This window comes from Nocardia arthritidis (assembly GCF_011801145.1).
Taxonomy (GTDB): Bacteria; Actinomycetota; Actinomycetes; order Mycobacteriales; family Mycobacteriaceae; genus Nocardia; species Nocardia arthritidis_A.
The window spans coordinates 4,071,517-4,098,386 of sequence record NZ_CP046172.1 but is presented as its reverse complement, the minus strand read 5'-3'; the positions used below and the strand labels follow the sequence as shown (position 1 = coordinate 4,098,386).

Sequence of the window (26,870 nt, the reverse complement as noted above, 5' to 3'; positions counted from 1 at the left end):
CGACCGCGACGGGCCTCGACCATATGGACAAGGCAATTAGCTTTTTGCCATAATGCCTTCCTGCTGGAACTGGCCGAGGCGCAAGGGATGTCGAGCGGTGGATAGTGGTTTGTACGGGCGGCTGATCGCCGATCTGGAGGCGTGCGGTGCGGAGTACCGGATCATCGATCACGCGCCCGAGGGCCGTACCGAACTGGTGAGCGCCCTACGCGGACACGATATTTCGCATGCGGCCAAATGCCTGATCGTCATGGTGAAGGTCGGCAAGAAGGTGACCCGGCATGTGCTGGCAGTGGTCCCGGGCGACGCGCGACTCGACCTGAACGCGATCAAAACACTGCTCGACGGCACTTATGTCGCGTTCGCGAGCAAGGAGAAGGCCGAGGCACTGGCCGGTAGCGTCAGCGGTACCGTGCTGCCGGTCAGCTACCATCCCGATCTCGAGGTCATCGCCGACCCGGCCCTGCTCGACGCGCCCGAGCTGTATTTCAACGCCGCCCGCCTCGACCGCTCGGTCGCCGTCGCCACCGCGGACTACCTACGGCTCGCCGAACCCAGACTGGCACCAATCATCGCCTGAGGAAACCGGTTGAACAGCAACGGATTCCGCCCGACTCACGACTGTTGGGCTCGGCGGTCTCGCCACTCCAGAAAGGTCGGACTGCGGTCCACCGCAGCCTCGTAGACCTCTTCCGCCGCGCTGATCAGCTTCGGTGCGAGCCCGGCGATCGGACCGTATTTCTGCCAGACCAGTGCGTGGCTCGCCCACAGTGGGTTCCCTGCCAGCGGTTTGACCACGATCCGCGGGGTCACCCGAAATGTGGCCTGTCCCAGGCCGATTGCCTGACCGCTACTGATCAGATCCGTCAAACTGCCCGCTTCGGCCTCGTAGCACACACGCGGCATGAAGCCCGCGTCGCGGCAGGCCATCGTGACGTACTCGCGAAATCTGTTGTCGTCGGGCGGTTCCAGAACCCAGTCTTCTCGCGCCAGCTCCGCGAGGCAGACCTCGGGCCACCCGACCGCGGGATGGTCATCGGGCAGCAGCACGAACACCGGTTCGGTGGCGATGACGTGCCGTCGCATATCGGGCTTCATCGGCAACTCATAGCCCGGGAACTCCAGGATCGCCGCGAGCTCCAGTCGTCCCCCGGCCACCAGATCGGTCAGCACGGCGTTGGACGGTTCGGTGAGCAACCGGATTTCCGCCGCGGGAAGCAGGCGCCGCAACGGTGGCAGCAGCCCAGCGGCCAACGGCCCGAGCACCGCACCGAAGCGGATCCGGCTCGGGATGTCGGCGCCGGCCGCCTCGCGTAGGGCGTCGCTGTTGATCCCATCCAGTGCGGGCAGTACCGCACGGGCTCTGGACAGCACATATTCACCCAGCGGCGTCGGCACCGATCCGTTACCGCTGCGGGTGAACAGCGGGCCGCCGAGCCCGTGTTCGAGGCGTTGCAGCTGCCTGGTCAGAGCCGGCTGCAACATGCCGAGCGCCGCGGCGGCCCGGGTCAGGCTGCCGTGGTCCGCGATCGCGCAGAGCATCCGTAGGTGGCGCACTTCCAACTCCATACCGGGATGCTAGTGAAAAACCCTCCTTGACAAGCCATTTACGAACACCGGGCCATGCCCTGATGGCATGGCCACCTGGGATTGGGCCGCACCTGCCCAGCGCCGACACACTTTATCTGTATCGCAACGATCTCCCGCAGGCGCGCAACAAAATTCGGCGCCGTGCGGTGATGACCATCTGGCCGGCTTTCCTCCGCGAAGGGCTGATCCATGACACGGAACCCGGAACCTCGTCGAACCGCCCCCTTCACCAGCAAACGATGCACCGTCAACGACACCGGGCCGCTGGTCATGGTGAAAAACGTCGCGCCCGACGAGCTGGAGGTGGGTGCGGACAACCTGACCATCGGCGAAACTGTATGTCTGGCAAGGAATCCCCGCCAGCGGCGGGCCGGGCTGCACGAGGGCGCGATCGCGCGGATGCGTAACTCGGTCGCGCTCAAGCACCGGCTCATCGCCGACCGCCAGCCCATCTACGGCGTCACCACCGGCTTCGGCGACAGCTGTATCCGGCAGATCAGCCCGGACAAGGTAATCGAGTTGCAGCGCAACCTGGTTCGCTACCACCTCAACGGATCCGGGCCGGACGCGGCCGCGGAGGTGGTGCGCGCCACGATGCTGATTCGCGCCAACTGTCTGGCTCGTGGCTACTCCAGCGTCCGGCCCGAGGTGGTGCGGCTGCTGCTGGACTGCCTGAATGCCGATGTCCTGCCGGTCATTCCGGAGCGGGGCTCGGTCGGTGCGAGCGGTGACCTGGTTCCCCTGTGCTACTTGGCGAATATGCTGACCGGCGCGGGCGAGGTCCGGTTCCGGGGGACGCTGTGGCCGGCCGAGCGGGCGCTGGCCGAGGCCGGATTGCGACCGATCGTGTTGCAGGCCAAGGAAGCTCTCGCGCTGATCAACGGCACGTCGTTCATGTCCGGGTTCGCCGTCCTGGCCGCGGCGGACGCCACCGAGCTGGCCGCGGCGGCCGATGTGTGCACCGCGCTGGCGGTCGAGGCGCTGCTGGGCAATCGCGGTCATTTCGAGGCGGTGATCCACACGCAGAAACCGCATCCCGGCCAGCTGCGCAGCGCCGCGCGCATTCGCGCACTGCTGGCCGGATCGCAACTGTGCCGCGACCAACCTCAGGTGCTGGCGGAGAATCCGGAGCTCGGCGACCAGGGATACGTCCAGCTGACCCATCCGATTCAGGATCGCTATTCGATCCGCTGCGCACCCCATGTCACCGGTGTTCTGCTGGACACGCTGGACTGGGTGCGCCCGTGGCTGCATACCGAAATCAACTCCACCAACGACAATCCCCTGTTCGATGTCGACACGCAGAGTGTGTACAACGGCGGGAACTTCTACGGCGGGCACGTCGGGCAGGCGATGGACAGTCTCAAGGTCGCGGTGGCCAGCGTCGGCGATCTCCTGGACCGGCAGCTCGCGCTCATCGTCGACGAGAAGTTCAACCGCGGGCTGACGCCGAACCTCATTCCACGCTTCGCCGACGACGACTATCAGGCGGGGCTGCACCACGGATTCAAAGGTATGCAGCTGGCTTGTTCGGCGCTCACGGCCGAGGCGCTCAAGCTGGCCGCTCCGGCGACAGTGTTCTCCCGGTCCACCGAGGCACACAACCAGGACAAGGTCAGCATGGGTACCATCGCCGCCCGCGATGCGCGCACGATCGTCGAATTGGTGCAGAACATCACCGCGATTCACCTGGCGGCACTGTGCCAGGCCGTCGAATTGCGTGGGCACGAGCGGCTCGGACGCGGCACGCTGGCGGCGTTTCGCGCGGTCCGCAAGCGCGTCGCGTTCCTGGACGCGGATCGGCGATCGGACACCGATATCGCGGCCTTGGTCGAACTCATCCGATCCGGCGAGCTGCGGCGCGTGAGCATCGAGGAGGTCTGAGATGCTTTCGACGGAACGCAACGAGCTGCTCACCCGCTTCGGCGCGGGCACCGCGATGGGCGAGCTGCTGCGACGCTACTGGTGGCCGGTCGCCATCTCCGCCGACCTCCCGGCACCCGAGGTGCGCAAGGTGCGGCTGCTCGGCGAGAACCTCGTCCTCTACCGGCTCACCGACGGCAGCGTGCACGTGCTGGAGGATCGCTGTCCCCATCGGGGCGCCGCGCTCTCCCACGGGATCGTCGAAGCGAACGGGTTGCGATGCCCGTATCACGGATGGCTTTTCGACGGCACCGGAACCTGTTTGGAGCAACCCGGCGAACCCGACGAATCCACCTTCGCGCACCGGGTCACCGCGAGGGCCTATCCCGCAAGGGAATTGGGCGGTCTGGTCTTCGCGTATCTGGGGCCCGAACCGGCGCCGACCCTGCCGCGCTACGACCTGTTCTGCTGGGACGACGCCATCCGCGACATCGGATACGCAACGGTGCCTTGCAATTTCGTGCAGATCATGGAGAACGCGGTCGACCTCGATCACGTGGCCTGGTTGCACGGACGGTACAGCCGGTGGATGGCCGATCGCGGCCATGCGGTGCGCATCCCGGCGACCTTCGCCAAGCTCAATCGCGAAGTGGCGTTCGAGGAATTCGAGCACGGCATCCTCATGCGCCGTCAACTGCACGGCCAAGGGGCCGACGCCGACGACTGGTCGATCGGGCACCCGCTGATCTTTCCGCACATGCTCCGGCTCGGGGGCGGTGGTAGCTCGCACTATCACTTACGGGTGCCCATCGATGACGAGAACACCTGGGTGCTGTGGTATACCGCGTGGCGCCCCGGCGGTTTGCCGGTGCCCGACCCCGGCCCGATCGCGTCATTCGAGGTGCCGTGGCGCTGGCCCAACGGTGAACATCGCGTGGATCACGTCGAGGGCCAAGACATCATGGCCTGGGTGACCCAGGGCCGGATCGCCGATCGCTCCAAGGAACACCTCGGAACCGTCGATCGCGGGATTATCCTGTTGCGCCGCATGTATTTCCAAGCCATGACCGCCGTCGCGGAAGGACGTGATCCGCTCGGCGTGCACCGCGGCGCCGATGAGATCATCGATATCCCACAGGAGATCGAGAAGTTCGGATCCGGCATCGATTTCGTCCGCGACTTCCTGTCCGCGGCATACCCCCGATTCAGCCCGCGGCGCGCCGAAATCGCCCGCCGCTACGGCGAAGTCGGGCTGGATCTGGGATCGGACCTCGCGGAGGCGGTCTCATGACGACGCCGACCTACTGCCCGTGGTGCGGGCGAAGATATCCGAATTCGGCACTGGTGCAAGAATTCTGGGCTCGTGACGAGCGTTGGTTCTGCTGCTGGTGCACCGGCTGCGGGCGAACTTCCGACATCGGTGACGTGCATCGCGTGATCGTCTCCGAGGCGCTGCCCGCATGACCGACAACGCCCCGAATCTGACACCGTCGATGCACGTGGACAGGTTCACCCGACGCCACGCGCTCGCGGTGCGCCCATGGCCGGACCTGATCCACACCTCGCCGCACCTGCGATATCCGAAGCAATTCAACGCCGCCACCGCCTTGCTCGATGACACCGCGGCACGGTACGGGCGGGCGCGCCGCGCGATCGTCACCGAATCCGCGGTATGGAGCTACGCGGAGCTGCTGGCCCGCGCCAACCAGATCGCACACGTGCTCCACGACGACCTGCGAGTCGTATCCGGCAATCGTGTGCTGCTGATGGGCGCGAACTCGCCCTGGTTCATCGCCTGTCTGCTGGCGATTCTCGAGGCCGGCGCGGTCGCGGTGCCGCTGCCACCCATCGTGCGCGGCCATGAACTGAACTCGATCGTCGATGCGGTCGACCCGTCGGCCGCGCTGTGCGATGCCGACAGCCTGGACGCGCTCCACGGTGCCGGTGTGCCGGTCCTCGAATATACCGACGAACTGCGTCGGCGCCTGACGCGGCATCCTATCGGTTGTCCGAGAACGGATCTGGCCGCCGACGATGTCGCGCTCATCCTGATCAGCTCCGGAACCACCGGTAATCCGAAGGCATCTCTGCATTTTCACCGCGATCTGCTCGCCGTCGGCGACACCGTCGGCCGCCATCTCCTGCGGCTACGACCCGACGACCTCGTCGCCTGCAATCGGAGTATGGCCCTGACCTATGGCCTCGGCGGACTTGTGTTGTCGCCGTTGCGATTCGGTGCCGCGTCGCTGCTGTCCGACGACTCCGGTCCCGAGTCGCTGTTCGACGCCTGCGCCCGCCACCGGGCAGATGTCGTACTCACCACGCCGTCCGGCTACCGGGCCGGAGTCGGCCTGCCGGACACCGAGATTCCTTGTGCCCCTCGTCGTTACGTGTCCGGTGGCGAGCACCTGGACCAATCCCTGTGGCACACATGGCACGACAGAACTGGACGAAAAATCATCGACATAATGGGCGCGACCGAATTGACCAACGGCGTGCTCGGCGCCACCGAAGACCGAATCCGCCCTGGTTCCACCGGATTACCGGTACCCGGCTATCAGGCCCGGGTCGTCGACGAGAACGGTCACCCATGCCAGGACGGGGAAATAGGGCAGCTCGCGGTACGAGGCCCTACCGGATGCCGCTATCTGAACCACCCGCGCCAACTCACCGCGATTCGAGACGGCTGGACGCTGACCGGCGACCTCTGCCGCCGCGACTCCGACGGCTACTTCTGGATGCGTGGCCGCACCGACGACGCCATCAGCATCGATGGCTGCAATGTCGTCCCGGCCGAGGTCGAGGCGGTGCTGCTGAGCCATCCGGTTGTCACCGAAGCGGCCGTCGTGGGATATCCAGCAGAATCCGGAACAATGGCGCTGGCGGCCTACATCGTGCTCACCGCCGAGACGCTCGCGGTCGACGACCTCACCGAACTGCTGACCGATCGCCTCTCGCGCTACGAGCACCCGCGTACCGTCACCGTTCTGCCCTCGATCCCCCGCACGACAACAGGCAAAATCGACAGAGCCGAACTGCGCCGCAGGGCCACGAGGGTATAGCTCGTAAACGGCAGGATTCCAAAGGCGGCCGCCGGCGCGAAAGGATGCGATGCGTCCTGGACGGATAACAACTCGGCCACAAAAAGCGCTGCCGCCGACTCATTCACTTCTTATATGCAGCACGTGTTCACAGAGACTCCAAAGTCACTAGGCAGGATGGCGTTCAGGCCCGAGGGTGCTGGCAGGGCGCTGCCATGCAGATTTCGTGTAGGCGCTCCGGATAAGAGATGGGATGCGTCTCGGATGTCCGTAGGACTTTCCTCGTTGCCGATCGTCAGGATCTCTAAAGTCATACCTACCCAGTGCACAATGTCATCCTCAGTTCGCGGAACGGGCTGCGCCCGCACCGCATCCAACCTACCGCCCGCGAGCCGCTCTACGGATCGCTTCCGTTAGACGGCCGTAGCCGTCGCTGTCGAACAAATCCACCCGATGCCAACGTGAGAGCCGACGCGGAATTGAGCATGGTTCCAACCGGGTAGGGATAAGGTAAATCTCACCTTCTGGCCTTCTCTCGGCGGCGTCTAGAGCGATTGAAATCTCCTTCTGGACGAAACCTGTCTTCGTAATGGAACTCTCGGATAGACATACGACTACCACGTCTGACGACTCGATAGCCTGACGAATTTCGTACTCCCAATCCTGACCTGGTATAAGTTCCTCCACGTCCAACCATGGTCGAAATCCCTCGCGGAGAAGCTTTTGATATAAATCCCGAACTGCCGCCTTGTCGCCAGACGAATGACACAGAAAAGCCTGCCCAAAGTCAGGAATGTTCTCAGACAGTGAGACAAGCGCCTTCTGCACCCTACTTCCCTGAGGAGCCCACGCCGACTTCGATGTGTCAGTTTCACGTATACGCATCGAACGACCCGGGCCGACCAAGCCGGTAAGGAAGTCCTGCGTTTCCGAATCAACAGCGTATATGACTACCCCACGCATCCCGCGAGTCAACAACACCTTGTAAACATTGCGCACGAGGGCCTCGAAGTCCTCGTCCAAAATCGGATTTTCCTTAGAACCCTTCAACCCCGGATCGACGTTAAACTCCCTTGTTACCGTTAAGTGTTGGCTGTCGATTGCTATATCTGGCCCTATGATTACGCCAGCCCAGTCGAACTCGAACCCTTGCACGGTATAGACACAGCCGATTTGCTCAAAGCCACGAGGGTCAGTTGCCCACAACGTCGCAGGTGGCGCACTGCCAGTAATTCGGTTGTCTCTCTTGTTCCACGGCTTCGACCAGTCGCCGATGACAATGTCGGACACAAGAGACCCGTCATCTCGTGTATCACTCCACGGCCAACAGTACCCCGCCGCCATTCGAGCCGTTTCCCCTTGATTGTGTTTGATACGAAGAAAGTCCTCCATCTCCTGCGGTGAACGCGCCACGCGTACCTCGAAGTCATCGCCCGTCCAAACTGTCGGACCTCCCGCCCGTATGCCGAGCAAGCGCAAAACCCACTCGTCAAATGCCGCACTACCGCCGACTCTGAACTGCCCGTCAAGCTTGATATGAAATACCGGAAATCCTGATCGAGCCGCATGGTCCATGATTAAGTCGACTGTCCCGACCTGATCGGGGCGAACAATCTCGTGCTCATCCAAAAGAAAAATCGGCACCCGTGCTGCAGTCATCAACTCGTCAATTTGGGGCCGTTCGGTAGTATACCCTCGCTGGCTGAAGCGATTTGCCGATGTCCGACGAATACCATGCGCCTCATCGCAGATCAGCACATCAAGTGCGTTCGGCTCGACTGCAGCGTATTGCTTATAGTAAGTGAACAGTTTCCTGAGCTCCGGTGATTGCGCACAGCGAAATTTACGCATCGTTTCGATGACAGCCGAAGAACCTGATGCGTAACGCACTCGCCGCCCGGCTCTGTACAGTTCGGCAAGAAGCGAAACAGCAATCAGGCTCCTCCCGCTGCCGGGACCGCCGGTCACAAGTATGACGCTCTTATGTGTCGAGGTAGACACCAGCCTGATCCGATTCATGACGCTCTCATAAGCGAGCTTTAGGCTGTCAGGAAGGGAGCGCTCGGCAACCATCCAGGGATCGTCAACGGCGAACCGGACAGATAACGTCTTCCTGTGCCGAATCTCACTGGCAATAATTAGGTCTGCGGCCGCAGCGCCGGGAGCGGGTGCGAATTGGGAACGCAAATACGCTATGAATTCATCGTACTGATCACCCGTGAACATTCGCCCCAGGTCATCCTGTACCCGCGCGAACAGTGCACTCACTGACTGCCGGGTCGCGTTGTATAGATAAGCGACACCGTGTATCGCTTCAGGCCGGTCGTGAAGCAGAACCATTGACTGCCTTAGATAGTTGCAGTACCCCCGAACCTGATCGACTGGGTGCATGTGGTCTCCACGCAACTGACGCGACCGCACGATCCGATCGCTGTTCCACGCCAGCTGAGCTTCGCTCCACTGCTTGTGTTCAACTACGACGTAGTTGGCAGCACCGGTGACCGGGTGCACTCCAGCGAGCACCACATCGGCCCGGTAGCTCGATCCCGGCAGGGGATATTCGATGAGCATGTCGACCAGAGGCAGTCCGGCATCAACCAGGATCTCAGCAAGACGTGGCAGGCTAGCGTCCCACCCTCTTTGCTCTACTGGCTGGGCCCTCCGACTCAGCTGCGTTGTGATGACTGCTGACAGTGAGGGCGTGGTGAGTACTTCCCTTGCCGTAGACCGATAAAAATGTCTCGTCACGCCACCCCCGAAGCACGAAAGTTCTTAGCAGCCAACAGATATCCATCTCGATAGCGAGATACAGACAGCTAATGATACTAACCTCCCTGCCACGCACTGTGTAGCACGACACACACTCGTCGACGTCGAGCGCACCTCCGGACGCCTCACCTGTCGACCGATCATGTCGGGCTTCGAGGGTGCCGCCGGCCAATGCGGCTGACCACCTCGCCGGCCGCGCTGCATCAGGAAATGGAGCACGGCGAATTCCTTGGGGGTCAACGGGGTCAGCACCTCCGCGCACCACACCCGCCGAGTCGCCATATCGAGCCGCACATCCCCGACGGCGAGCTCCGCACCGCCGGCCGTCACCGGGTGGCACGACACCGCGCGCACGCGAGCGGCTGGCTCGGCGAAATCGAACGGATTGGCCAGGTAGTCGTCGGCGCCGGAATCCAGGCCCAGCACCAGCTCAGCGAGTTCTGTTCCGAATTCGACGATCAGACCACATCGATGTCTGAGGTGGATATTGCTGCCGTCGTGGTGTTTCGACGTGTTGTGGTCCGGGCCAAGAGGGTCGCGATGGTCAGGGCGAGCAGTCCTGCGGTGATCGTCTGCATTCGGTAGTCGAGCACGGCTACCAGCGCCGAACCGCCAAGCAGCGCAAAGCCGTTGGGGGCGAACATGATCGTGTTTGCTGTCGCGCCCACGCGTCCGAGCAGGGCGTGCGGGGTGCGCTGTTGGATGACGGTCATAGCCGCGACCAGTGGGCACGGCAGGCCCAGCCCGATCAGCAGACTGCCGCCGAGCACGACCGGCAGCCACGGCGTGGCCCGCGCGAGAACACCGAGGGCGAATACGACAAGCCCGGCCGTTGCGAAGCTGCGCTCGGACGTCCGGCGCATCAGCGCACCGGCCGCCAGTCCGCTGACGATCGAACCCATCCCCTGCACCGGCATCAGGACTCCGGCGAATGCCGGAGACTGGTGCAGCCCCGAGTCCAGCATCGCGTAGGTGGCGGTACTGCTGAGGCTGGCCAGCATAATCGCGAACCCCGCCGAGACGACGATCGCCCGCGACTCGGGTTGCCGCCACAGATAGCGAATCCCGTCGGCGGTATCGGCCGTCCACCGGGTCCGCGTGCGCGGCCTGACGCGTCGGTCCCGCAGCCGGATGCCCGCGCTTTCGGATGTCCGCCACCGTCGGGTGCGCACGGTCGGGTTGTGCCGTGGGACGCGCAGCAGCCGGAACGCCGCCGCGGCCATCATGAAGGTGACCGCGTCCACCAGTGCCACCGCAGGCCCGCCGATCGTGGTGAACAGCGCCGCTCCGGCAAGGGGCGCAACCAGTTTCATACTTTCGATGGCCGTGCGCACCAGACCGTTGAAGTCGCCGCGCAGTTCCGGAGCGATCGCGGTGGCCACCAATGCCGTCTCGGCCGCATCGGTGATCACCATGCCGATACCGACCACCAGCAGCACGGCGAACAGCAGCCACACGTGTCCAGATGTGCGCACTGTCAGCAGTGCGGTCATGACCACGGCGAGTGCCAGGTTGGTGCCGACCAGCAGCCGGCGACGCGGCACCCGGTCGGCCACGATGCCGAGCACGGGCCCGGCGATGGTCGGCGCCCAGACACAGAACCCGACCAGTGCGGCAAGGCTGTTGGAACCGGTGAGCGTCTTCACCCAGATTCCGGCGGCCAGCATCATCGCCGTGTCGCCGAATCCGGAGACGATCACCCCACCCAGATACAATCGCGCATTGCGGTCTCGCAGGACATTCGTTGCGCCCCAACGCATTTGCCCCCCAAGTCTAGCCTCGTGCCCAACACCCTACCCCACCACCGCCGAATCCCCGCACAACGGCGCCTCATGAGCCGCGCCGGTGGCTCTGGCATGTGTTGGCGGCGAAGACAATTCGAGCTGAGTAACCTCCTTTCCTGATTAATCCCAGCGCGGTTTCCCGAGCACGGCTTTCAACCAGTGCGGCACCCGCGCCAGCCGATTGCAGGGGCTCCTCGGCCGGTCAAGATGAATCCGCCTGGGGCACGGTGTGATCCGGGAGTGTGTCGGCGGATAGCAGCTGGGCGGTATGGAATTGCGGCGCGCTCCCGTGTGCGACCGGGCTTCGAACCCGAAGCCGGTGGGCATACCTCCATCGAAACTTCACGATCGTTCGGTGATCGTCGATCGCCGACGGTTGACCGTTCTCGAATCCGGCACAGAGGGGAATGCGTATGCGCCACAGGCAGATTCATAGCGGAAAAGAGAGCCGCCTCCGGTTGTTCGGTCCGGCGAGCGGCCGGTAATGGGTGAGCTGATGGCGCTGTCGGCGGCCGGGTGCTTCGGCATCACCCATTTCGTCAGCGGGCTGGCCGCGCGCCGCGCGCCGGGGATGGTGGTGTCGCTGTATGCCCAGTTGGGCGGCACCGCGATCGCCATCATCGCCGCCCTGCTGTGGCAGCACGGCCCGGCGACGATATCCGCCGTCGGCTGGGGAGCGCTGTCCGGCGCCGGAACGGGAGTCGGGGTGGCGTTCCTCTATCGTGCGATGAGTTCGGGCGCGTTCAGCGTGGTGGTGCCGATCAGCGATGTCGGCGCCGTCGCGATCCCCGTCCTGATCGGGCTGACCGTACTCGGCGAACACCCGGGCTGGACCGGACTGCTCGGCATTGTCGTTGCGCTGCCTGCGATTTGGCTGATCTCCGCCGGACCGGCCACAACCGGACACGTCACCGGGCCATCGGCGGTGCGCGACTCACTGATCGCCGGTGTGGGATTCGCCGTCCAATTCCTCGGCATGACACGAATTCCGTTGTCGGCCGGGCTCTGGCCCGTCGTGGTGAGCCGCGTGGTTTCGGTGCTGGTGATCATGAGCTTGGTCCTGGCCACCGTCAGCAATAGACGAATGCCCGCAGGCTGGGGATGCGCGGCCGCCGGCGCCGGAGCGATCGGCAGCGTCGCGATAATCCTGTATTGGATTGCCACACACCAACAATTGATGGCCGTCGCCACCGTCTTGGCCGCCCTATACCCGGCCATCCCAGTGCTGCTGGCGCTGATCTTCCTGCGCGAGCGCGTCAACCGACGCCAGACCGCAGGCCTCCTCGGCGCCGCCACCGCCATCGCACTACTGGCCTTGCCGTGAATTCACAACGACGTAGGTCATTCCCAAGTGCTGCGCGCGGCGGCCAACGTCTCGTACGAGCCGCCCGGTGCGACTGCCCAGGCGACGACGCCGTCGGGGCGGATCAGCGCGGCGGCCAGATCCCCGCGGCCGGTCGAGACGATGTCCGGCGGACCGATCTGCACCAGTCCGCCGGTGCGGGTCAGATCGGATAACCTGCCACGCCTGCCGTCGGCGTAGGTGAGATGCAGGTCGGGACAGTATGTCCCGGCCAGCGGGTGGTCGATGGGATACGGCAGGTCATGGCGGGTATCGAGGCCGGATGTCATTCGGCCGAAGTACCGCACGACCGCTGGAATGTCCATGAGGTCGGAGATGATGTCGCGCAGCGCGTCGGTGTGCGGGCCGGGTCGCAGCAGTGCGGATTGCGCGCGGGTGTTGTGCAGGACCGCGGCGCCGACGGGGTGGCGCTCGAGGTGATATGTGTCGAGTAGGCCGTCCCGGCCGTTGGCAAGTTTCCAACCGAGGTTCACCGCATCCATCAGGCCGAGATTCAGGCCCTGACCACCACTCGGCGAGTGGACATGCGCGGCGTCGCCGGCCAGGAATACGCGGCCGCGACGGTAATCGGTGACCTGGCGCGCTTGGTCGGTGAACCGTAGCCCATCACCCACGTTCATCACCGTCACATCGGCGCCCGTCACCCGTTTGATGCTGGCTTGCATCTCTTCGGCCGTGATCGGGCCGTCATGGCGGTCGTGATCGTCGAAATCGAAGGTGGCGACCGTACCGCCGCTGTAGTAGAACGTGCCGTTGTCGAGTCGCCCTGGTTGCGGTAGCTCGCCGGTGACCTGGGCGACGACCCGGCGCACGGTCATCAGCGGTGGTGTGCCAGGGAATTCGAAGCCGGCGAGCCTGCGGACCGTGCTGCGGCCGCCGTCGCAGCCCACGAGATAGTCCGCGCGAAGCTCGTTGGCGGTGACGCCGTCGGCATCCTGGTGCAGTTCGGTCAGCTCTGTGCCGTAACGGATTTCGACGCCGAGGCCGCGTGCGTACCGAAGGAGGACTTTCTCCAGTTCCGCCTGCCAGATCAGCGTGAAGCGGCGGTCGGGTTCTTCCTGGGCGTCCTGGTCGATCTTGAAGATCGAGGCGAAGTGGCCCTTCGCGCTGCCGTGATCGCGAAGCTTGTCCGCGCGTCCTTTCTCGTCATGTTCGGCCAGTTCGGCGCCGAGGCCGCGGCGCACCAGCGCCTCGGTCGCCAGCGGACCAATACCCCTGGCGCGCGGCTGACCCGAAGGGCCGTCATGTTTTTCGATCACCAGCGGATCGGCGCCCGCCAGCTTCAGTTCGGCGGCGAGGAGCATTCCGACCGGACCCGCTCCCACAACAATGACATCCATCAGGTTCTCCCGGGCACAGTGTTCGCAGTTATGAAACCAGGCTACACTGTTCGCAGTGGATGTCATTTGGATGCGACCGGAGCGGGCGGCACGCGGGCCGAAACCGGCACACAGCCGGGACGAGCTCGCGGCCTCGTGCGTGCGCATCGCCGACGCCGAGGGCCTGGAAGCCGTATCCATGCGACGGGTCGCCGCCGAGCTGGGGACCGGAACGACCTCCCTCTACCGCTATGTGACCTCGAAGGACGACCTGTTCGACCTGATGGTCGACCAGGTATTGGGATCGGTGCCGCTACCGCGGCCCACCCAACACTGGCGCCGCGACCTCACCCTGCTGGCATCGTGGAAACGAGCACTGATCCTCGACCACCCCTGGATGGCGTCACTGTCCGGCCGGCCGGCCGTCGGGCCGCACGGATTGGCCTTGCAGGAGCGCGGGTTACGCGCGGTCGACGGGTGGGGGCTCTCGATCGACGAAATGATCGTCATCGTCGAGTCGATGGACGCGTACGTGCAGGGTTACGCGGTTCGCGAATTGGCGGAGCGAGCGGCGACACTGCGGTCCGGCCAAGACCTCGACACCTGGATGGCCGCCCATGACGCGTACGCCCGGACGATCATCGACAGCGGACGATTCCCCCTGGTCACCAAAGCCTGGCTCGACGCCAACGAACCGCATGCGGCGGACCGCGCCGAACGCGGCTTCCGACATGGACTGGACCGGCTACTCGACGGCTACGCCACCGGCATGCGCCGAGCGCGCGAACGCCCACGCCGGTAAAGGCCGAGACCGACCTCGAACGGTAATCGAATCGGCAAGCGCGGCATCGGATTCGACGCGGAGGGCCGACCGTGACACCATTCGGCTCGCGTTCATCGGCGTTGCGGAGTGGGCAATTCCCGACCTCGGACGGCGCTTTCCCCACGGTTGGATCATCGAGGTGAAATGCTGACGGCCGGTAGGACTTTCACTATTCCAAGGTCACGTCGCCACCGACTCCGTCGACCTGATAGACCGATCCTCCGATCCATGATTCGTGCACCGACTGGGATCCGGTCGGCGGAGGTGGCACGGAGCCCCTACGGTCGGGCAGCGTACCCGCCGGCGGCGGCGCAGAAGGCGCCCTGACGACGTCGACGTCACCGTGGATATCGGCCAGCTGCACGGCATCTGCCCCGATCGTGCTGTTCGTGATCGACTGGGTGGCGCCGATTCCCTTCGGGGCGGCGGCATTCGCCCCACTCGCCGGAATCGCCCCGGTTCCGGTGCTTGACTTTGCGGTTTCTCGTTCGGTGAACAATTGCGCCGCTTCGTTCACCGCCCTTCGTAATGCCGCGTAGCTGCGATGCGCGGCCGAGTCCGGACGGATGATCGACGAGTGGTCGCCGGGTAGCGTGAAACTTCGCTCGTCGTCGAAAACGAAAGTGGCCGAACGTGATCGGACAACCCGATCGGAATCGCCCGCGAACGCCCAGATCGGTATCGGCACTCCCGGCACTTTCGCGGTCGCCGAGTGGACGACCCGTTCGATGACAACCTGTTGCGCCTCGGTCACTTCCGCATTGAGCGGACGCAATTGACGCTCCTGGGGATGGCGCCACCACGGCATCGATCGCCGCAGCGCGCCGAAGATCTCCGACCCTTGATTCGGGCAGGCGAACATGACGACTCCGGCGATATTCGCCAGTTCGTCGAGCCGCCCCGCACGCAGGCGATCGGCCAGAAAGCGCTGCGTGACAAGGCCGCCCATGCTGTGCGACACGATCAAAACGGGACCCCGCGCCGCCTCGTCGCGCAGCCAGCCGCGCAGGCTCGACGCTATATCCCCCAGGTCCGGTATCCGCCGCAGCGGGCTCACCCGCAGCACCGGGGTCGTATAGCCGAATCGCTTGACCACCAATGATTTACCGAACTCCTGGTCGGCGCCGAGCACGTCGGCGAACCGATCCCAGGTCCGCTCGTTCGAGAAGAACCCGTGCACCAGCACCAGGGTCATATCGCCCATTACCTCGTCCTATCAACAGATCGCCCGACATATTTCCGTGCCCGCCACCGAATACCGCCCCATGTTCGCCGCTGAAAACACCGTATCGCGAGCGGTGACCGTACAGACCGGAGAAAATCGGTCTGTTTCAAGCCGCCTAGACGCGACTGCGTGTGCATACTTCTGAATTCGCATGCCCGGCAACATATTTCGACACCGACTCTTGTCGGCCCGATATCGCCCTACACCATCAGGTTTCAGCGCAGCGAGAATCTGCTGCTGTCCTATTCGACCCGGGCCCGAGCGATCCCGTCGGTTCGTGATGACGATCACACCGTGCGCCCGACTTCGGCGGGTCGATGTCGTTCCGCCCAGCGGATGGCCGTCGGGACAACCGCTCCACAGAGTGCGAAGCCGACGCCGCGGTCATATTCACCAGCACGGTGGCGGCGAGCACCCGGCTGGGCCCACCCTCCGGAAGCAGCCGGGACAGGGTGTGCGGCGTCGCCATGGGTCAGTCGGCGACCGCGTCGGACAGGGCCTTCATCAAGTCCACACCGGCTTGTACCTGGGTGTCCGACAGCGGGCTCAGCGGTCGGCGCAGATGCCCGCCGGGCAATCCCACCGCGTTCATCAGCGATTTGATGCCGATCGGACTCCGGTAGCCGTAAAGGAAGTTGATCAGGGGCAGCACCCGGAAATAGCGCGCGGAAGGTATCCAGATCGGTCGTGGACGTCCACGGCCGCGCGAGGGCCGCGAGTTCGCCTGGCACGAGATTGCCTGTGGCGTTGGCGATTCCGCGCGCTCCGAGGGACATCGCGGTCACCAGGATGTCCTGTTCGGGGCTGTCGTCGGCCAGGAAGCACACCTTCGGACGCGCGGCGAGGATTTCGCCGATCTGCCCGGTCCGCGGTGACCCCTCCTTGTGCAATTCGATCGCCGGATGCTCGAAGATCTCGAGCAGGGTCGCCGTGTCGAGGTCGGTGATCAGCCGCGCGGGGTTGTTGAACGTGCCGATCGGTATGGCGCTGTGGTCGGCGACCTCGCGGAAGTAGCTCGCCGCCTGCGCCTGGTCCGGACCCATATTCGCGGGAACGGTGAGAATGGCTCCGTCAGCACCGTATTCGGCGGCGAGCGCCACCCGATCGATCGCATCACGGGTGTATCGACCCGTGCAACCGATGAGATGTGGGATGCGCCTGCGGGGTTCGAGCACCCGTCGCACGAACTCCGCGAATTCGGCGTCGCTCAGGGTGGCGCCCTCTCCCGCAACACCGAGGAAGAACAGGCCCGAGGTGCCCGACTCCTCGTGCAGCGCAACGAGTTCCGACAGTGCGCCGTAGTCGATGCCGCCGTCGGCGTTGAACGGCGTCACGAGCGCGACGAGGGATCCGGTGAAGTCCAGCAGTCGGCCGGTCATGGCCGGTACCGTGGGACCGGTACAGTCCACGAAACCAGATGCGCCACACAGACTCCTCCCCGAAAAGCAATCCACGAGAAGCTAACACTTTTCGCCCGAGCCCGGACGACAATCGCTGATGCACAACGGCTTCCGAATAGGTGAATCTGCTTCCGATGGGGATTACCGTTCGGCCGTGCCGATCCCGACACAGCAGGCCGGTATTGATCGACGAACCGCATAGCGGGGCTGCTGCAGCCATTCACACTGCGCCGTCACCGTGGCAGTACGGTCGACACCTCACCAATCGCCCGCGAAACAACAAGTAGCCGTATGTGATTGCCCGCCAACGGCATTACCTGGTCCTGCGAGGCTCGAAGGGCTGGCGTAGTCCCACGACGACTCCGTCCGGGCCGTGGGCGACCGTCACCCAGTCGAGCGAGGGTGCGATGACATGGGCGGCGCGGAGGTCCGATGCGTCGTGGGTGGTGGTGATGGCGAGGACGGTGGCGCCGGCGCGTAGGCCGGCTTCGATGCCTGCGGGTGCGTCCTCGATTACGAGGCAGTCTGCGGCGCGGACGCCGAGCGCGTCGGCCGCCAGTAGGTAGCCTGTGGGGTCCGGTTTGCCGTCGCGGACGTCGTCGGCGGTTACGACCACATCGGGGAGCGGTATGTGGGCGGCGGACATTCGGGCGCGCAGCAGCGGGGCGGTGCATGAGGTGACGAGGGCCCATGGGAAGTCGCGTAATCGACCGAGGAGGCGTTGCGCGCCGGGCATGGGGACGATATCGGTCAGGTCGCGGATCTCTTGCGCGTCAAGGCGTTCCATCGCTCGGGTGCGTTCGGGCGGCGGTAGCAGCGCGGCGACGGTGTCCTCGGTGCGGCGGCCGTGACAGATTCGGAGAACGTGCGCGGGATCCAGGCCGTAGGACTGCGCCCAGGTCCGCCAGGTGCGTTCGGTCGCCGCGCGGGAATCGACCAGGGTGCCGTCGACGTCGAAGAGGATGGCGGCGTACGAAGGGCGCATCAGTCGCTTCCCGTTACGGATGCGGACATGCGTAGGACCTGGAACGCCTCCGCGGTCCTGCCTCGCCCCAGCCTGGCGCCCCGGTATCGATTGAGGCCGAGGATGAACTGCTCGTAGGGGATATCGTCGAGTTGCGAGGCGTAATTGTCGATCACCGATAGTTGTCGGTCGATGAATTCGGTGGTGTCCTCCAGGTAGCCGGGTCGCGAGATCGGCGACCACACCTCGTAGCCCAGGATGGTCCGCACCGTCCACGGTTGACCCGCCGATTCCGGAAGCCACGGGCCCGCAGCGATATTGACGGCCTTCAATACCAGTCGGTGGGCCGCGATGTGGTCGTGATGGTCGTCGTGCTCGTGCGGCAGATAGACGAGATGGGGACGCCAGTCCCGGATCGAATTCACGATCGCCCCGAGCAATTCGGCGTTTTCGGTGAGCAGGCTGTCGGGTTGGCGCAGGAAATCGACCCGGACGACGCCGAGTGCCCGGGTGGCGGCCATGGCCTCCTTTTCCCGGATGGCGCCGAGGTCGGCCCGCGTGTACCGCAGATTTCCGGCATCACCGCTGGTGAGATAGTGCACGGCCACCTCGTTGCCGGATCGCGCGTGCTTGAGGATGCAGCCGCCGCACCCGATCGTCTCGTCGTCGGGATGGGGTGCGAACACGCTGACGCGCATCGGATCTCGTCGATCAGTCATCGGATCCCCGAGTGTCGAGGGCGAATTGACCCCACGCCCGCAGCAGATCGCGCCGGAAGTTCTCCTCGGAGACCTCCGCGGCGACGGCCCGCCGCAGTTGCGCGCCGATCGCTTCGGGCGGGCGGGGGTTGCGGTGGATGCGCTCGATCGCCTTCGCGAGGCCGTCCACCGTGGGGTCGAAGCGGTACGTCGATGGGAAAAGCCGTGCGGCCTCGACTTTTTCGGAGTCCGCGATCAATGTGCAGACACCGCTCAGCGCGGCTTCCAACGGAGTTATGCCGAGGGTCTCGTAGCGGGACGGGCAAACGAAGATGCCGTTGCGCCGTGCCTGCCGGAACAGCGAATAGAGTTCGGGTTTGGTGAGTTTGGGGACCGCCATGAATTGCTCGGCGTACTCCCTCGGCACCCGGTTCGCCAATTCCGCGCGCACGGACTGTTCGTTGTCTCCGCCGCCGGCCACCAGTATCCGGATCGGTATTCCTTTGGCGCAGAGGCGGATACCGGCATCGATGAGCAGCTCGACATTCTTGAAGTGGTCCAACCGGGCCACCGCGGTGCAGAGCAGCAGCCCGGCATCGGCGACAAACGCGGCCAGTTCGGCCGACCGCATGGGCGCCGGGGCGGCGGGAACGGATATCGGTGGCCGCAAGGCGAAGATGCGCCGGTCGTCGACGCCCCGGTCGATCAGATACGAGCGCTGCAGGAACGAGTGTTGCAGCACATACATATTCGCGTTTTCCCGGACCCTGGCCAGACCGCGCTCCTGCTGTTCGAGCAGATGCAGCGCCTTCGTCGCCCCGCCGAAGGCGCGGCCGGTCTCCTGCGCCGAGAACGTACCGACGACGTCGTGCACGAACGGCCCGTGGTGGGTGACACAGCAGATGAGCTCATCGGGATGGAACCGGAGCAGCACGTCGGTCTGGTAGCAGAGCACCCCGTGGCCGTCCCATCCGTAGCCGGCGAGCAGCCGGTCGGCGGCCTCGGCGATGGCGGCGCGCACCGCGCGCTCACTCATGCCGAAATGAAACCTCAGCACGATGCAGGTGATGCCCGACCGGTACACCGTCTCGAGCACGGGTTCGTCGGACGTCTCGTCGCGCCGGTACAGGATCATCCCGGCGAACAGCTCGGCACGCCGCAGGCAGCGCAGCACCGAACGGGCGAACGAGGTCGCGCCGACCCGCGCGGCGGCCAACTCGTTCTCCGGGAAGTAGCGCTCGTTCAAAACTACGATGCCGGGCAATAAATGGTCGGGCAGACTCGACGTGCCACACCGCTCGGTGCCGGTCGGTGTGGTGGCGATCCCCCGAATGTCCGCCGGTTCGGCTCCGGCCAGCCTGATGCCATACATGCTCACCCTGGATGTTCCAGTGTTGCGCTGGTTCCACTTTCGTCGCGAACAGGGCGACGGCGGGTCCGCGACACTCGCTTTCGTCCGGAGATCTCGCCCTCCCCCGTGCGCAATTACCACCGTTCTCCCGTTCAGCGATCTCGGCAACCCGTCACTATCGATGGCTTTGCCCACCGGCGCGCCGGAACCCAAGGCGCACAACATGGTCGACTCGTTTCATCGAATGGCGAACAGGCCCCAGGTGATGGCCCAAGCCAGCCAGGCGGACCCGGCGGCGAGCAGAACGACGAGCCCGGCGCGCGATGCCGCGGCCCGGTCGCGCACCGCCGCGGCCGCGGTGACGGCCAGCAGCGCGACGGTGAGTATCGCGAGACCCTGCAGGATCAGCCAGATGAGCGGCCGGCCCGCGACCACCGGGCCGACGGTCCGCGCGGACTGGGCGAGGATCGACTCCACATACACCACGGTCGCGACCAGGGAGAGCAACCCGAACAGCGCCGACGGCCGAGCCGATCCGAGGCGGCGGTTCATGAACAGGGATGCGAGGAATCCGGCCAGCACGGCGGCGAACACCACCAACTGGACCCACGCCGAGGCCCACCAACCGTGGCCCGGGTCGGTACTCGAACGCGCCTGCGCCGGAACCGGTTCCGCCGACGAAACCGGTGCGGCGGCGTTCGCGACCTGGTTCACCCATCCGGTCATCGTGTCGAGGTAGCCGGGAGCGAAGGCCCCGCGCGGCGCGCCCGGACCCGCCGCGGCGCCCGGCCGGTCGAAGCCGTCGGTGGTCGAGCGCCCGTTGTGGGCGCCGCCCGCGACGAAGCGGATGGTCACCGAAGGGGATGCGGTCAGCGAATCCCGCAGCACCGCAGCGCTTTCCGCAGGCGGTACCTGTACGTCCCGAGCTCCCCACAGCGCCAGCACCGGGACGTGCACGCCGCGCAATCCCGGTAGCGGATCGAATGCGGCTTCGGGGAACGCCCCGGTCTCGCCGAGCAATCGGGCGGCGGGCCCCGCGACGACCCCGGCGAGCGGACCGGTATCGCCGTGGTGGCGAAGGGTTTCGGCCAGGCTCCAGGTCTGCGTGCGCAATGGCGTGAACCCGGGGGCTCCGAGGGTTATCAGGAATGCGACGTCGGCGGATCGCGCGGCGACCGCCGGTGCGACCCACCCGCCCTCGCTGAATCCCCACAGCCCTACCTGATCGGCTCGCACTCCCGGTGTGTGGCGCAGGGTTTCGACCGCGGCGAGGGCGTCGTCGGCGAGCAGGTCGAAGTCGCGGTGGGTGCGTGAGTAGCCCGTGGTTCGTTTGTCGTAGATCAATGCGGTGATCCCGGCCGCCGCGAAGGCGCGGGCCTCGGCGAGATATTCCGTGCGCGGCCCGGATCCGGCGCCGCCGACCAGGACGATGCCGGGTGCACCGGAAGGTGTTGCGGCCGAGGCGATCACGCTGCCGTGCAGGGTCGTCCCGCCGCCACCGGTGAACGTGACGTCCGTGCTCTGCGCCGCCGGCGCGGGTTCGGCCGCGGCCGCCGGGGCGAGGAGAACGGTGAACAGCACCGATGCCAGCAGAAGTGGGCGAAGGGAGCGCATATTCAGTTGCCTTTCAGGTCAATTCAGGCTTCGGGGAAGCTGAACAGCCGCAGCAACACGGTTTTCGGCTCCTCGGCGGCATCGTCGGCGCCGTAGCGCTGGACGAGCCGGATGTATTCCTCGAAGAATTCGCGCAATCGCGCCAGGTCGACGCGAATTGTCGCGCGGGAGAACAGAAATGCGTCGGCCCACGCCCCGAGCTCGGGTGCTTGCCGTTCGAATCGCTCATAGAGTTCGACGAGTTCGGCGAGGTTGTTGCGGCTCATTTCCGCACTGGCCTCCCGCATTTCGGGAGTCTGCTCGGTGTAGGGCGGCCAGCGGCGGTCGCCGGGCACGGCGCGCCACCAGCGTTCCTTTCCGGTGGCCAGCTCCGGAACCTCTTCGACGAAGCCGTGTTTGGCGAGTTGTCGCAGGTGATAGCTGGTGAGCCCACTGCTTTCGCCGAGGGCTTGGGCAAGGGTGGTCGCGGTGACCGGCCCGCCGCGCAATTGTTCCTCGATGCGACGGCGCAGTGGATGCGCGAGCAGCCGCAGCACGGCGACATCGGTAATCGTGCGGGGGGCGGGATGATCGGCCACGCCAGCCAGGCTAGATCATGCAAAGACTCTTTGCAAAGACTCTTTGCACACCCGCCGAGGCGGTGTTGCCGAAACCGGGAACGGGCTTAGTCGAAACGCCTTCGCGGCCATAGCTTGTGACAACAACGAAACCTGAAGACAAGGAATAGATCTCATGTACTCGAAGAAGGCGTCGACAAGAACCGTCCTGACGGCGGCCATCGGGGCGTTGGTCGTCGGTGCCGGGCTCAGCGCCTGCGGTCAGGCGAACACGGCGCCGAATGATCGGGTCGAGGTTCTGGAACTCGCGATCGAGAACGACCAGTTCGCGGGTCCGGACCAGACTCCGGCAGTGGCGAAACTCGGTGATCTGAGCGCCTATTCGGGCTGGATGCTGAAGGACGGCCGTCGAGTCGGACAGGGCGGTGGCTCATGTCAGGTGGTCCGCATCGAGGGCGACAAGAGCACCATGCAATGCGTGCTCACGATAAAGCTCGAGCAGGGATCGTTGACGATGCAGGCGCTCCAGACGGCGAACGAGAGCCCGCTCGACATGGCCATCACCGGCGGCACCGGCGCTTACCGCGATGCGCGCGGCACCGCCCGATGGTGGGATGTCGCGACGCCGAAGGAGCGTGTCCGGGCCGAGATCACCCACGGTCGTTGACCAGTGGCGCGCGAAAACCGCCACCGGACAGTCGGATTCAGAACCGGAACCGCACGATGCGGGAGGACCGCTTCATACCGGGCAGCAGGTTCAGCAGGTGGAAGATGCGGCGGGCGTTCGCGGGGGCCTTGGCCATCAGGATCGGTGAGTCGTTCATCGGCGCCTCGTCGACGAATTCGAGCCGCGGGTGCCAATCGGCCAGCGCGGCGGGATCGTCGAAGCCGCAATGGAATTGGGTGTGGTATTTGCGCAGGGTCGGATCCCATTTCGAGGTTCGCCACGCCCAGACCGGCACCGTGTCGAACTGTATTTGCCCGGTGGGGAAGGTATCGATGATACCGGTCAGCAGCCGCCGCAGGTCGGCCTCGGTCAGGTAGGGCACCAGTCCCTCGGCGATCATCAGCACTGGCCTGCCGCGGGGGATACGGTCCAGCCAGGTCAGGTCGGTGACGCTGGAGCCGATCAGGGTGTAGTGCTCGCGCGGCGGCAGGAATTGTTGCCGCAGTTCGATCATCGCTGGATAGTCCAGGTCGTACCAGTCGACGGTGGCCGGCGGGTCGAGCCGGTACACCCGGGCGTCAAGACCGCAACCGAGGTGCAGCACCACCGCGTCGGGATGATCGGCGAGATAGCTTCGGGCCCAATCGTCGTGGGCTTTGGCGCGCACCACGGCGGCCAGGCCGAGCTGGCTGGTGCCGAATCTGCGTTTGTCGTAGTCCGGGTCGAGGCGGCGCATCGTCTGTTCGGCATAGGTGTCGGCGAGGATCGGGTCCGGCAGCCGGTTGTCCAGTGCTTTGGCCCTGAGGACGGGGCTGGCGGTCCGCTGCACTCCGTCGAGTTCGGTAGCTTGCACACCGGCTATGCTACTCATGTTTCACGAATTTCGTGAAACATATGATGCGAGAAGGAGACTGCTTCGGTGACGCGAGCGGACCAGAGTGCGATCGCTGCCTTTCGGGAACGGTTCGCACAGATCATGGTGGAATCCGGTACGCCACGGATGGCCGCGCGCGTATACGCCGCGTTGATGGTCGACGACTCCGGCAAGCTGTCGGCCGCCGAACTCGCCGACCAACTCGGCGTGGGTGCGTCGGCCATCTCCGGAGCGATCAAATATCTGGTGCAGGTGCGGCTGGTCGAACGCGGCCGCGAACCCGGCAGCCGACGCGACTTCTGCCGGATCCACGAGCACACCTGGAGCCACTTCATCAGCCAATCCGATCCGATCCTGGCGCAGGTGCAGACAAACGCCGAACAAGGCGCGGCACTCCTGGGTCCCGACTCCCCCGCCGGACGCCGCCTGGACGAGACCCGTCGGTTTTTCGAATTCCTGCGCGAGGAAATCGAACAAACGATGGCCAAATGGCAGCGGCTACAGGCGATCGACCGCGAATCCCGTTGAACGGACGCCGGAATGTGTTCTGGGGAGCGAAGTTTCCCCAGTCATGTATTGACGCGCGCATGTCACCCTATACGTAATTCATTCGGCTCCAAGGTTTTTGATGGGAGCGTAACCAATGTCACGACGTCCTCGACGGCTGCTCCGCCGATTAATGATCTTCTCGGCGGCAGCCGCCTTGTCGGCCGCCATGGCCACGGCGCCATCCGGCGCCGAGCCCGCGAACGGCGAGGACCCGAGCTGGTCCGGCTGCTTTCACCGCGTGAACGACACCGCGGAAAAGCTGCTGCCCTGTATTCGGGCGGCGGATCTGGAGCACCATATGCGTGCTTTCCAAGCGATCGCCGATGCCAATCCGGGCCCCGACGGCCACCCCTCCCGCAACTCCGGCGAACCGGGTTACAAGGCGTCGGCGGATTACGTAGCCGAAATCATGCGCCATAGCGGTTATGACGTAACGATCCAGAACTACAAGTTCTTCTACTTCGCTTTCACGGGACTGCCGAAATTCAGCGAAACATCGCCTACGCCACATGATTACACCGTCGTCACCGACTGGAATCCCGGCCAGGCCCAAGGGTCGGCCACGGCGCCCCTGCAAGCCGCGGGCGGAATCGTCATCCCGCCGACCCCGGCGCCCAGCTCGACCAGCGGTTGCACCGCCGCCGATTTCACGGGTTTCACGGCGGGCCATATCGCGCTGATCCAGCGCGGCGGCTGCTCCTACGGCGTCAAGGTGCAGAACGCCCAAACGGCGGGCGCCACCGGAGTGATCATCTTCAACGAGGGGAATCCGGGGCGAACCGGCGTCGTCAACGGCAGCCTGGTGGACGCCAACGGCAACCGGATCGTGCCGCAGATCCCGGTCGCGTTCACCTCGTTCGCGACGGGCAGCGACCTGCTCACCCAGGTCAACGCGGGCGGATCCGCGGTACCGACGATGACCATCGACGTGCAGGCGGTGGTGAATCCGAATGCCGATGATTACAACGTGATCGCCGACTCCAAGGAAGGCGACCCGGACCACACCGTCGTCGTGGACGCGCATCTGGACGCCATTTACGGCGCCGGGATGCTCGACAACGCCTCCGGCTCGACGACGATCCTGAACATCGCCCAACTGCTGCACAAGGCCAAGCCGCACAACAAGTTACGGTTCATCTGGTTCGGCGGCGAGGAACTCGGCCTGCTGGGTTCGACGTACTACGTCAACAATCTCAGCGCGGCCGATAAGGCCAAGATCGGATACGACCTGGACGCGGACGTGACCGCGACGCCCAATTACGATGTCGGCGTGCTCGACCCGGCCGGGGTGGACCTGTTCACCCGTACCGTCTCCACCCAGTTCCCGCCGAACGTGTACAAACCGTCGCAGGTCGCCCGGGATCTGGGTATCAAATACTTCGACTCGATCGGCAAGAAGAACATTCTGTTCTCGCCGGTGGGCACCGATGCCTTCACCTTCAACCAGGCGGGCATCCCGGCCAGTGGCGTACTCACCGGACAGGACTGCTGCAAGCTGGATTCGGATGTCGCCCTGTTCGGCGGGACCACCGGCAACTTCGAGGGCAACGTGCCCGGCACCGACGGCGGCTGCGTGGACAACCCGTTCCGCTGGTGCGATAACTTCGACAATAACGATTTCGCTGTAATGGAGTTCATGTCAAGGGGTTTCGGCAACATGGTGATCAATATGGCCATGGCCGACCCGCTTCCGACCGCCGCACCGGCAGCCCCCGAAGCGGCGCCTAGGACGAGTTCACCCGCCACGGCAGGCAGCAGGACCGCCCCGACCAGCTGACCTATCGCCCATCGAAATGCCCTCGAGCAGTACATGACTCGAGGGCATTTCGGTGGCCGACCGACGCGACCTTGCTTAGAAGCACCATCCCCCGAAACTTGGGTCGGGTGGCAGCACTCCGCCTGTGTACTCTCGATTTCGACCCCTTTGCAGGGGAATCCTGTTGACACAGAGGGAGATTCGCCTTGATCCACTCGAAGAAGGTCGCCGCGGCGGCGCTGGCATCCGGCGCGCTGATCACCGCCATCGGCTTCGCGGCGCCCGCCGCACAGGCCGACATCAGCCGCGTGGACGTCGCGCCCGGGCTCAGCTTCGGCAGTTCCAGTTCCTATGGCACCGGTTGCTCGTACCAGGTCACGGCGAGCGCCCCGCCGGACGACGCGCTGATCTTCGTCGACGAAACCGCGAACGACCGCACCACCCAAACGCTGAAGCCGAGCTACCTGGCCACCGATGTGGACGGCAAGGCGACCGTCACCTGGACGCCGACGACCAAAGGCGCGCACCGCATCTGGGTGCGGGAAAACCACCCCGGCGCAACACCTGTCACCGCATCGGTGAACGTCGGTACCGGCATCCAACTCGGACCTATCTGCCTCGTACTCCCGTAATCTCCCGGTGTGGACCAGGAGAATTCACGCG

23 protein-coding genes are annotated in these 26,870 nt (G+C 65.0%); 11 read left to right on the top strand and 12 right to left on the bottom strand.

Annotation, left to right across the window (positions count from 1 at the left end; genetic code table 11):
- The first annotated feature begins 97 nt into the window (after positions 1-97).
- Complete coding sequence (locus F5544_RS18445; protein WP_238847315.1) at positions 98-580, top strand: YbaK/EbsC family protein; 483 nt, start codon at positions 98-100, stop codon at positions 578-580.
- A gap of 35 nt (positions 581-615) precedes the next feature.
- On the opposite strand, the gene F5544_RS18440 is transcribed toward F5544_RS18445, so the two are convergent.
- On the bottom strand, positions 616-1,569 hold the full coding sequence (locus tag F5544_RS18440) for a LysR family transcriptional regulator (RefSeq protein ID WP_167474325.1): 954 nt from the start codon (positions 1,567-1,569) through the stop codon (positions 616-618).
- A 210-nt stretch (positions 1,570-1,779) separates the two neighbouring features.
- On the opposite strand from F5544_RS18440, the gene F5544_RS18435 reads away from it, so the two are divergent.
- The 4 genes from F5544_RS18435 to F5544_RS18420 are packed head-to-tail and all read left to right on the top strand — an operon-like array spanning position 1,780 to position 6,515.
- Positions 1,780-3,474, top strand: coding sequence for an aromatic amino acid ammonia-lyase (locus F5544_RS18435; RefSeq protein ID WP_203217595.1), 1,695 nt, complete (start codon positions 1,780-1,782; stop codon positions 3,472-3,474).
- A gap of 1 nt (position 3,475) precedes the next feature.
- A complete protein-coding gene (locus F5544_RS18430) occupies positions 3,476-4,744 on the top strand; it encodes an aromatic ring-hydroxylating dioxygenase subunit alpha (RefSeq protein ID WP_167474324.1) in 1,269 nt (422 codons plus the stop codon).
- The gene (locus F5544_RS18425; RefSeq protein WP_167474323.1) at positions 4,741-4,917 is read left to right on the top strand and encodes a hypothetical protein; all 177 of its coding nucleotides are present in this window, start codon (positions 4,741-4,743) and stop codon (positions 4,915-4,917) included. Before F5544_RS18430 ends, F5544_RS18425 begins: the two co-directional genes overlap by 4 nt.
- Complete coding sequence (locus F5544_RS18420; protein WP_203217594.1) at positions 4,914-6,515, top strand: AMP-binding protein; 1,602 nt, start codon at positions 4,914-4,916, stop codon at positions 6,513-6,515. Before F5544_RS18425 ends, F5544_RS18420 begins: the two co-directional genes overlap by 4 nt.
- A 357-nt stretch (positions 6,516-6,872) precedes the next feature.
- Here F5544_RS18420 and F5544_RS18415 read toward each other — a convergent pair whose 3' ends face one another.
- Both F5544_RS18415 and F5544_RS18410 read right to left on the bottom strand, forming a co-directional pair.
- Positions 6,873-9,065, bottom strand: coding sequence for a DNA/RNA helicase domain-containing protein (locus F5544_RS18415; RefSeq protein ID WP_238847314.1), 2,193 nt, complete (start codon positions 9,063-9,065; stop codon positions 6,873-6,875).
- Positions 9,066-9,721: 656 nt separating this feature from the next.
- Positions 9,722-11,023: an MFS transporter gene (locus tag F5544_RS18410; RefSeq protein WP_167474321.1), complete on the bottom strand. Its 1,302-nt coding sequence runs from the start codon at positions 11,021-11,023 to the stop codon at positions 9,722-9,724.
- Positions 11,024-11,531: 508 nt separating this feature from the next.
- On the opposite strand from F5544_RS18410, the gene F5544_RS18405 reads away from it, so the two are divergent.
- Entirely contained in the window at positions 11,532-12,371 is an 840-nt protein-coding gene (locus F5544_RS18405) for an EamA family transporter (protein ID WP_167474320.1), read from the top strand.
- Positions 12,372-12,388: 17 nt separating this feature from the next.
- Here F5544_RS18405 and F5544_RS18400 read toward each other — a convergent pair whose 3' ends face one another.
- Positions 12,389-13,750 carry an FAD-dependent monooxygenase gene (locus F5544_RS18400; RefSeq protein ID WP_167474319.1) on the bottom strand — a complete coding sequence of 454 codons (1,362 nt, stop codon included), beginning with the start codon at positions 13,748-13,750 and terminating at the stop codon, positions 12,389-12,391.
- A 55-nt stretch (positions 13,751-13,805) separates the two neighbouring features.
- Between F5544_RS18400 and F5544_RS18395 the strand changes: the two genes are divergently transcribed.
- Positions 13,806-14,531 carry a TetR/AcrR family transcriptional regulator gene (locus tag F5544_RS18395; protein ID WP_203217593.1) on the top strand — a complete coding sequence of 242 codons (726 nt, stop codon included), beginning with the start codon at positions 13,806-13,808 and terminating at the stop codon, positions 14,529-14,531.
- Positions 14,532-14,721: 190 nt separating this feature from the next.
- Here F5544_RS18395 and F5544_RS18390 read toward each other — a convergent pair whose 3' ends face one another.
- From F5544_RS18390 to F5544_RS18360, 7 genes are all read right to left on the bottom strand, one after another.
- Complete coding sequence (locus tag F5544_RS18390) at positions 14,722-15,756, bottom strand: esterase/lipase family protein (RefSeq protein WP_167474318.1); 1,035 nt, start codon at positions 15,754-15,756, stop codon at positions 14,722-14,724.
- Positions 15,757-16,064: 308 nt separating this feature from the next.
- Complete coding sequence (locus tag F5544_RS18385) at positions 16,065-17,156, bottom strand: dihydrodipicolinate synthase family protein (RefSeq protein WP_167474317.1); 1,092 nt, start codon at positions 17,154-17,156, stop codon at positions 16,065-16,067.
- A 334-nt stretch (positions 17,157-17,490) separates the two neighbouring features.
- The gene (locus F5544_RS18380) at positions 17,491-18,162 is read right to left on the bottom strand and encodes an HAD-IA family hydrolase (protein WP_167474316.1); all 672 of its coding nucleotides are present in this window, start codon (positions 18,160-18,162) and stop codon (positions 17,491-17,493) included.
- Positions 18,162-18,860, bottom strand: a complete 699-nt coding sequence (locus F5544_RS18375) for a PIG-L deacetylase family protein (RefSeq protein ID WP_238847313.1) — start codon at positions 18,858-18,860, stop codon at positions 18,162-18,164. Before F5544_RS18375 ends, F5544_RS18380 begins: the two co-directional genes overlap by 1 nt.
- Positions 18,853-20,211, bottom strand: a complete 1,359-nt coding sequence (locus tag F5544_RS18370; RefSeq protein ID WP_167474314.1) for a glycosyltransferase — start codon at positions 20,209-20,211, stop codon at positions 18,853-18,855. The genes F5544_RS18375 and F5544_RS18370 overlap by 8 nt, the downstream gene beginning before the upstream one ends.
- A gap of 216 nt (positions 20,212-20,427) precedes the next feature.
- Positions 20,428-21,804, bottom strand: coding sequence for an alpha/beta hydrolase family protein (locus tag F5544_RS18365; RefSeq protein WP_167474313.1), 1,377 nt, complete (start codon positions 21,802-21,804; stop codon positions 20,428-20,430).
- Positions 21,805-21,827: 23 nt separating this feature from the next.
- On the bottom strand, positions 21,828-22,382 hold the full coding sequence (locus F5544_RS18360) for an ArsR/SmtB family transcription factor (protein ID WP_167474312.1): 555 nt from the start codon (positions 22,380-22,382) through the stop codon (positions 21,828-21,830).
- 154 nt (positions 22,383-22,536) lie between these two features.
- Here F5544_RS18360 and F5544_RS18355 point away from each other — a divergent pair, with 154 nt between their 5' ends.
- Positions 22,537-23,028, top strand: a complete 492-nt coding sequence (locus tag F5544_RS18355; RefSeq protein WP_167474311.1) for a dirigent protein — start codon at positions 22,537-22,539, stop codon at positions 23,026-23,028.
- Positions 23,029-23,065: 37 nt separating this feature from the next.
- Here F5544_RS18355 and F5544_RS18350 read toward each other — a convergent pair whose 3' ends face one another.
- Positions 23,066-23,899 (bottom strand): class I SAM-dependent methyltransferase, encoded by an 834-nt coding sequence (locus F5544_RS18350; protein WP_238847312.1) that lies wholly within the window; start codon positions 23,897-23,899, stop codon positions 23,066-23,068.
- A gap of 48 nt (positions 23,900-23,947) precedes the next feature.
- Here F5544_RS18350 and F5544_RS18345 point away from each other — a divergent pair, with 48 nt between their 5' ends.
- The 3 genes from F5544_RS18345 to F5544_RS18335 all read left to right on the top strand — a co-directional run bounded on the left by F5544_RS18345 (position 23,948) and on the right by F5544_RS18335 (position 26,839).
- Positions 23,948-24,430 carry a GbsR/MarR family transcriptional regulator gene (locus F5544_RS18345; RefSeq protein WP_167474309.1) on the top strand — a complete coding sequence of 161 codons (483 nt, stop codon included), beginning with the start codon at positions 23,948-23,950 and terminating at the stop codon, positions 24,428-24,430.
- Between the two features lie 115 nt (positions 24,431-24,545).
- Complete coding sequence (locus F5544_RS18340) at positions 24,546-26,228, top strand: M28 family peptidase (protein WP_167474308.1); 1,683 nt, start codon at positions 24,546-24,548, stop codon at positions 26,226-26,228.
- Positions 26,229-26,413: 185 nt separating this feature from the next.
- Complete coding sequence (locus F5544_RS18335) at positions 26,414-26,839, top strand: hypothetical protein (RefSeq protein ID WP_167474307.1); 426 nt, start codon at positions 26,414-26,416, stop codon at positions 26,837-26,839.
- Positions 26,840-26,870 lie beyond the last annotated feature (31 nt).

Coding starts and splice junctions, on each gene's coding strand:
- F5544_RS18440 (WP_167474325.1), bottom strand. CDS start 1,569: ATGGAGTTGGAAGTGCGCCACCTACGGATGCTCTGCGCGATCGCGGAC.
- F5544_RS18435 (WP_203217595.1), top strand. CDS start 1,780: ATGACACGGAACCCGGAACCTCGTCGAACCGCCCCCTTCACCAGCAAA.
- F5544_RS18430 (WP_167474324.1), top strand. CDS start 3,476: ATGCTTTCGACGGAACGCAACGAGCTGCTCACCCGCTTCGGCGCGGGC.
- F5544_RS18425 (WP_167474323.1), top strand. CDS start 4,741: ATGACGACGCCGACCTACTGCCCGTGGTGCGGGCGAAGATATCCGAAT.
- F5544_RS18420 (WP_203217594.1), top strand. CDS start 4,914: ATGACCGACAACGCCCCGAATCTGACACCGTCGATGCACGTGGACAGG.
- F5544_RS18415 (WP_238847314.1), bottom strand. CDS start 9,065: ATGCTCATCGAATATCCCCTGCCGGGATCGAGCTACCGGGCCGATGTG.
- F5544_RS18410 (WP_167474321.1), bottom strand. CDS start 11,023: ATGCGTTGGGGCGCAACGAATGTCCTGCGAGACCGCAATGCGCGATTG.
- F5544_RS18405 (WP_167474320.1), top strand. CDS start 11,532: ATGGGTGAGCTGATGGCGCTGTCGGCGGCCGGGTGCTTCGGCATCACC.
- F5544_RS18400 (WP_167474319.1), bottom strand. CDS start 13,750: ATGGATGTCATTGTTGTGGGAGCGGGTCCGGTCGGAATGCTCCTCGCC.
- F5544_RS18390 (WP_167474318.1), bottom strand. CDS start 15,756: ATGGGCGATATGACCCTGGTGCTGGTGCACGGGTTCTTCTCGAACGAG.
- F5544_RS18385 (WP_167474317.1), bottom strand. CDS start 17,156: ATGACCGGCCGACTGCTGGACTTCACCGGATCCCTCGTCGCGCTCGTG.
- F5544_RS18380 (WP_167474316.1), bottom strand. CDS start 18,162: ATGCGCCCTTCGTACGCCGCCATCCTCTTCGACGTCGACGGCACCCTG.
- F5544_RS18375 (WP_238847313.1), bottom strand. CDS start 18,860: ATGACTGATCGACGAGATCCGATGCGCGTCAGCGTGTTCGCACCCCAT.
- F5544_RS18370 (WP_167474314.1), bottom strand. CDS start 20,211: ATGTATGGCATCAGGCTGGCCGGAGCCGAACCGGCGGACATTCGGGGG.
- F5544_RS18365 (WP_167474313.1), bottom strand. CDS start 21,804: ATGCGCTCCCTTCGCCCACTTCTGCTGGCATCGGTGCTGTTCACCGTT.
- F5544_RS18355 (WP_167474311.1), top strand. CDS start 22,537: ATGTACTCGAAGAAGGCGTCGACAAGAACCGTCCTGACGGCGGCCATC.
- F5544_RS18350 (WP_238847312.1), bottom strand. CDS start 23,899: ATGAGTAGCATAGCCGGTGTGCAAGCTACCGAACTCGACGGAGTGCAG.
- F5544_RS18340 (WP_167474308.1), top strand. CDS start 24,546: ATGTCACGACGTCCTCGACGGCTGCTCCGCCGATTAATGATCTTCTCG.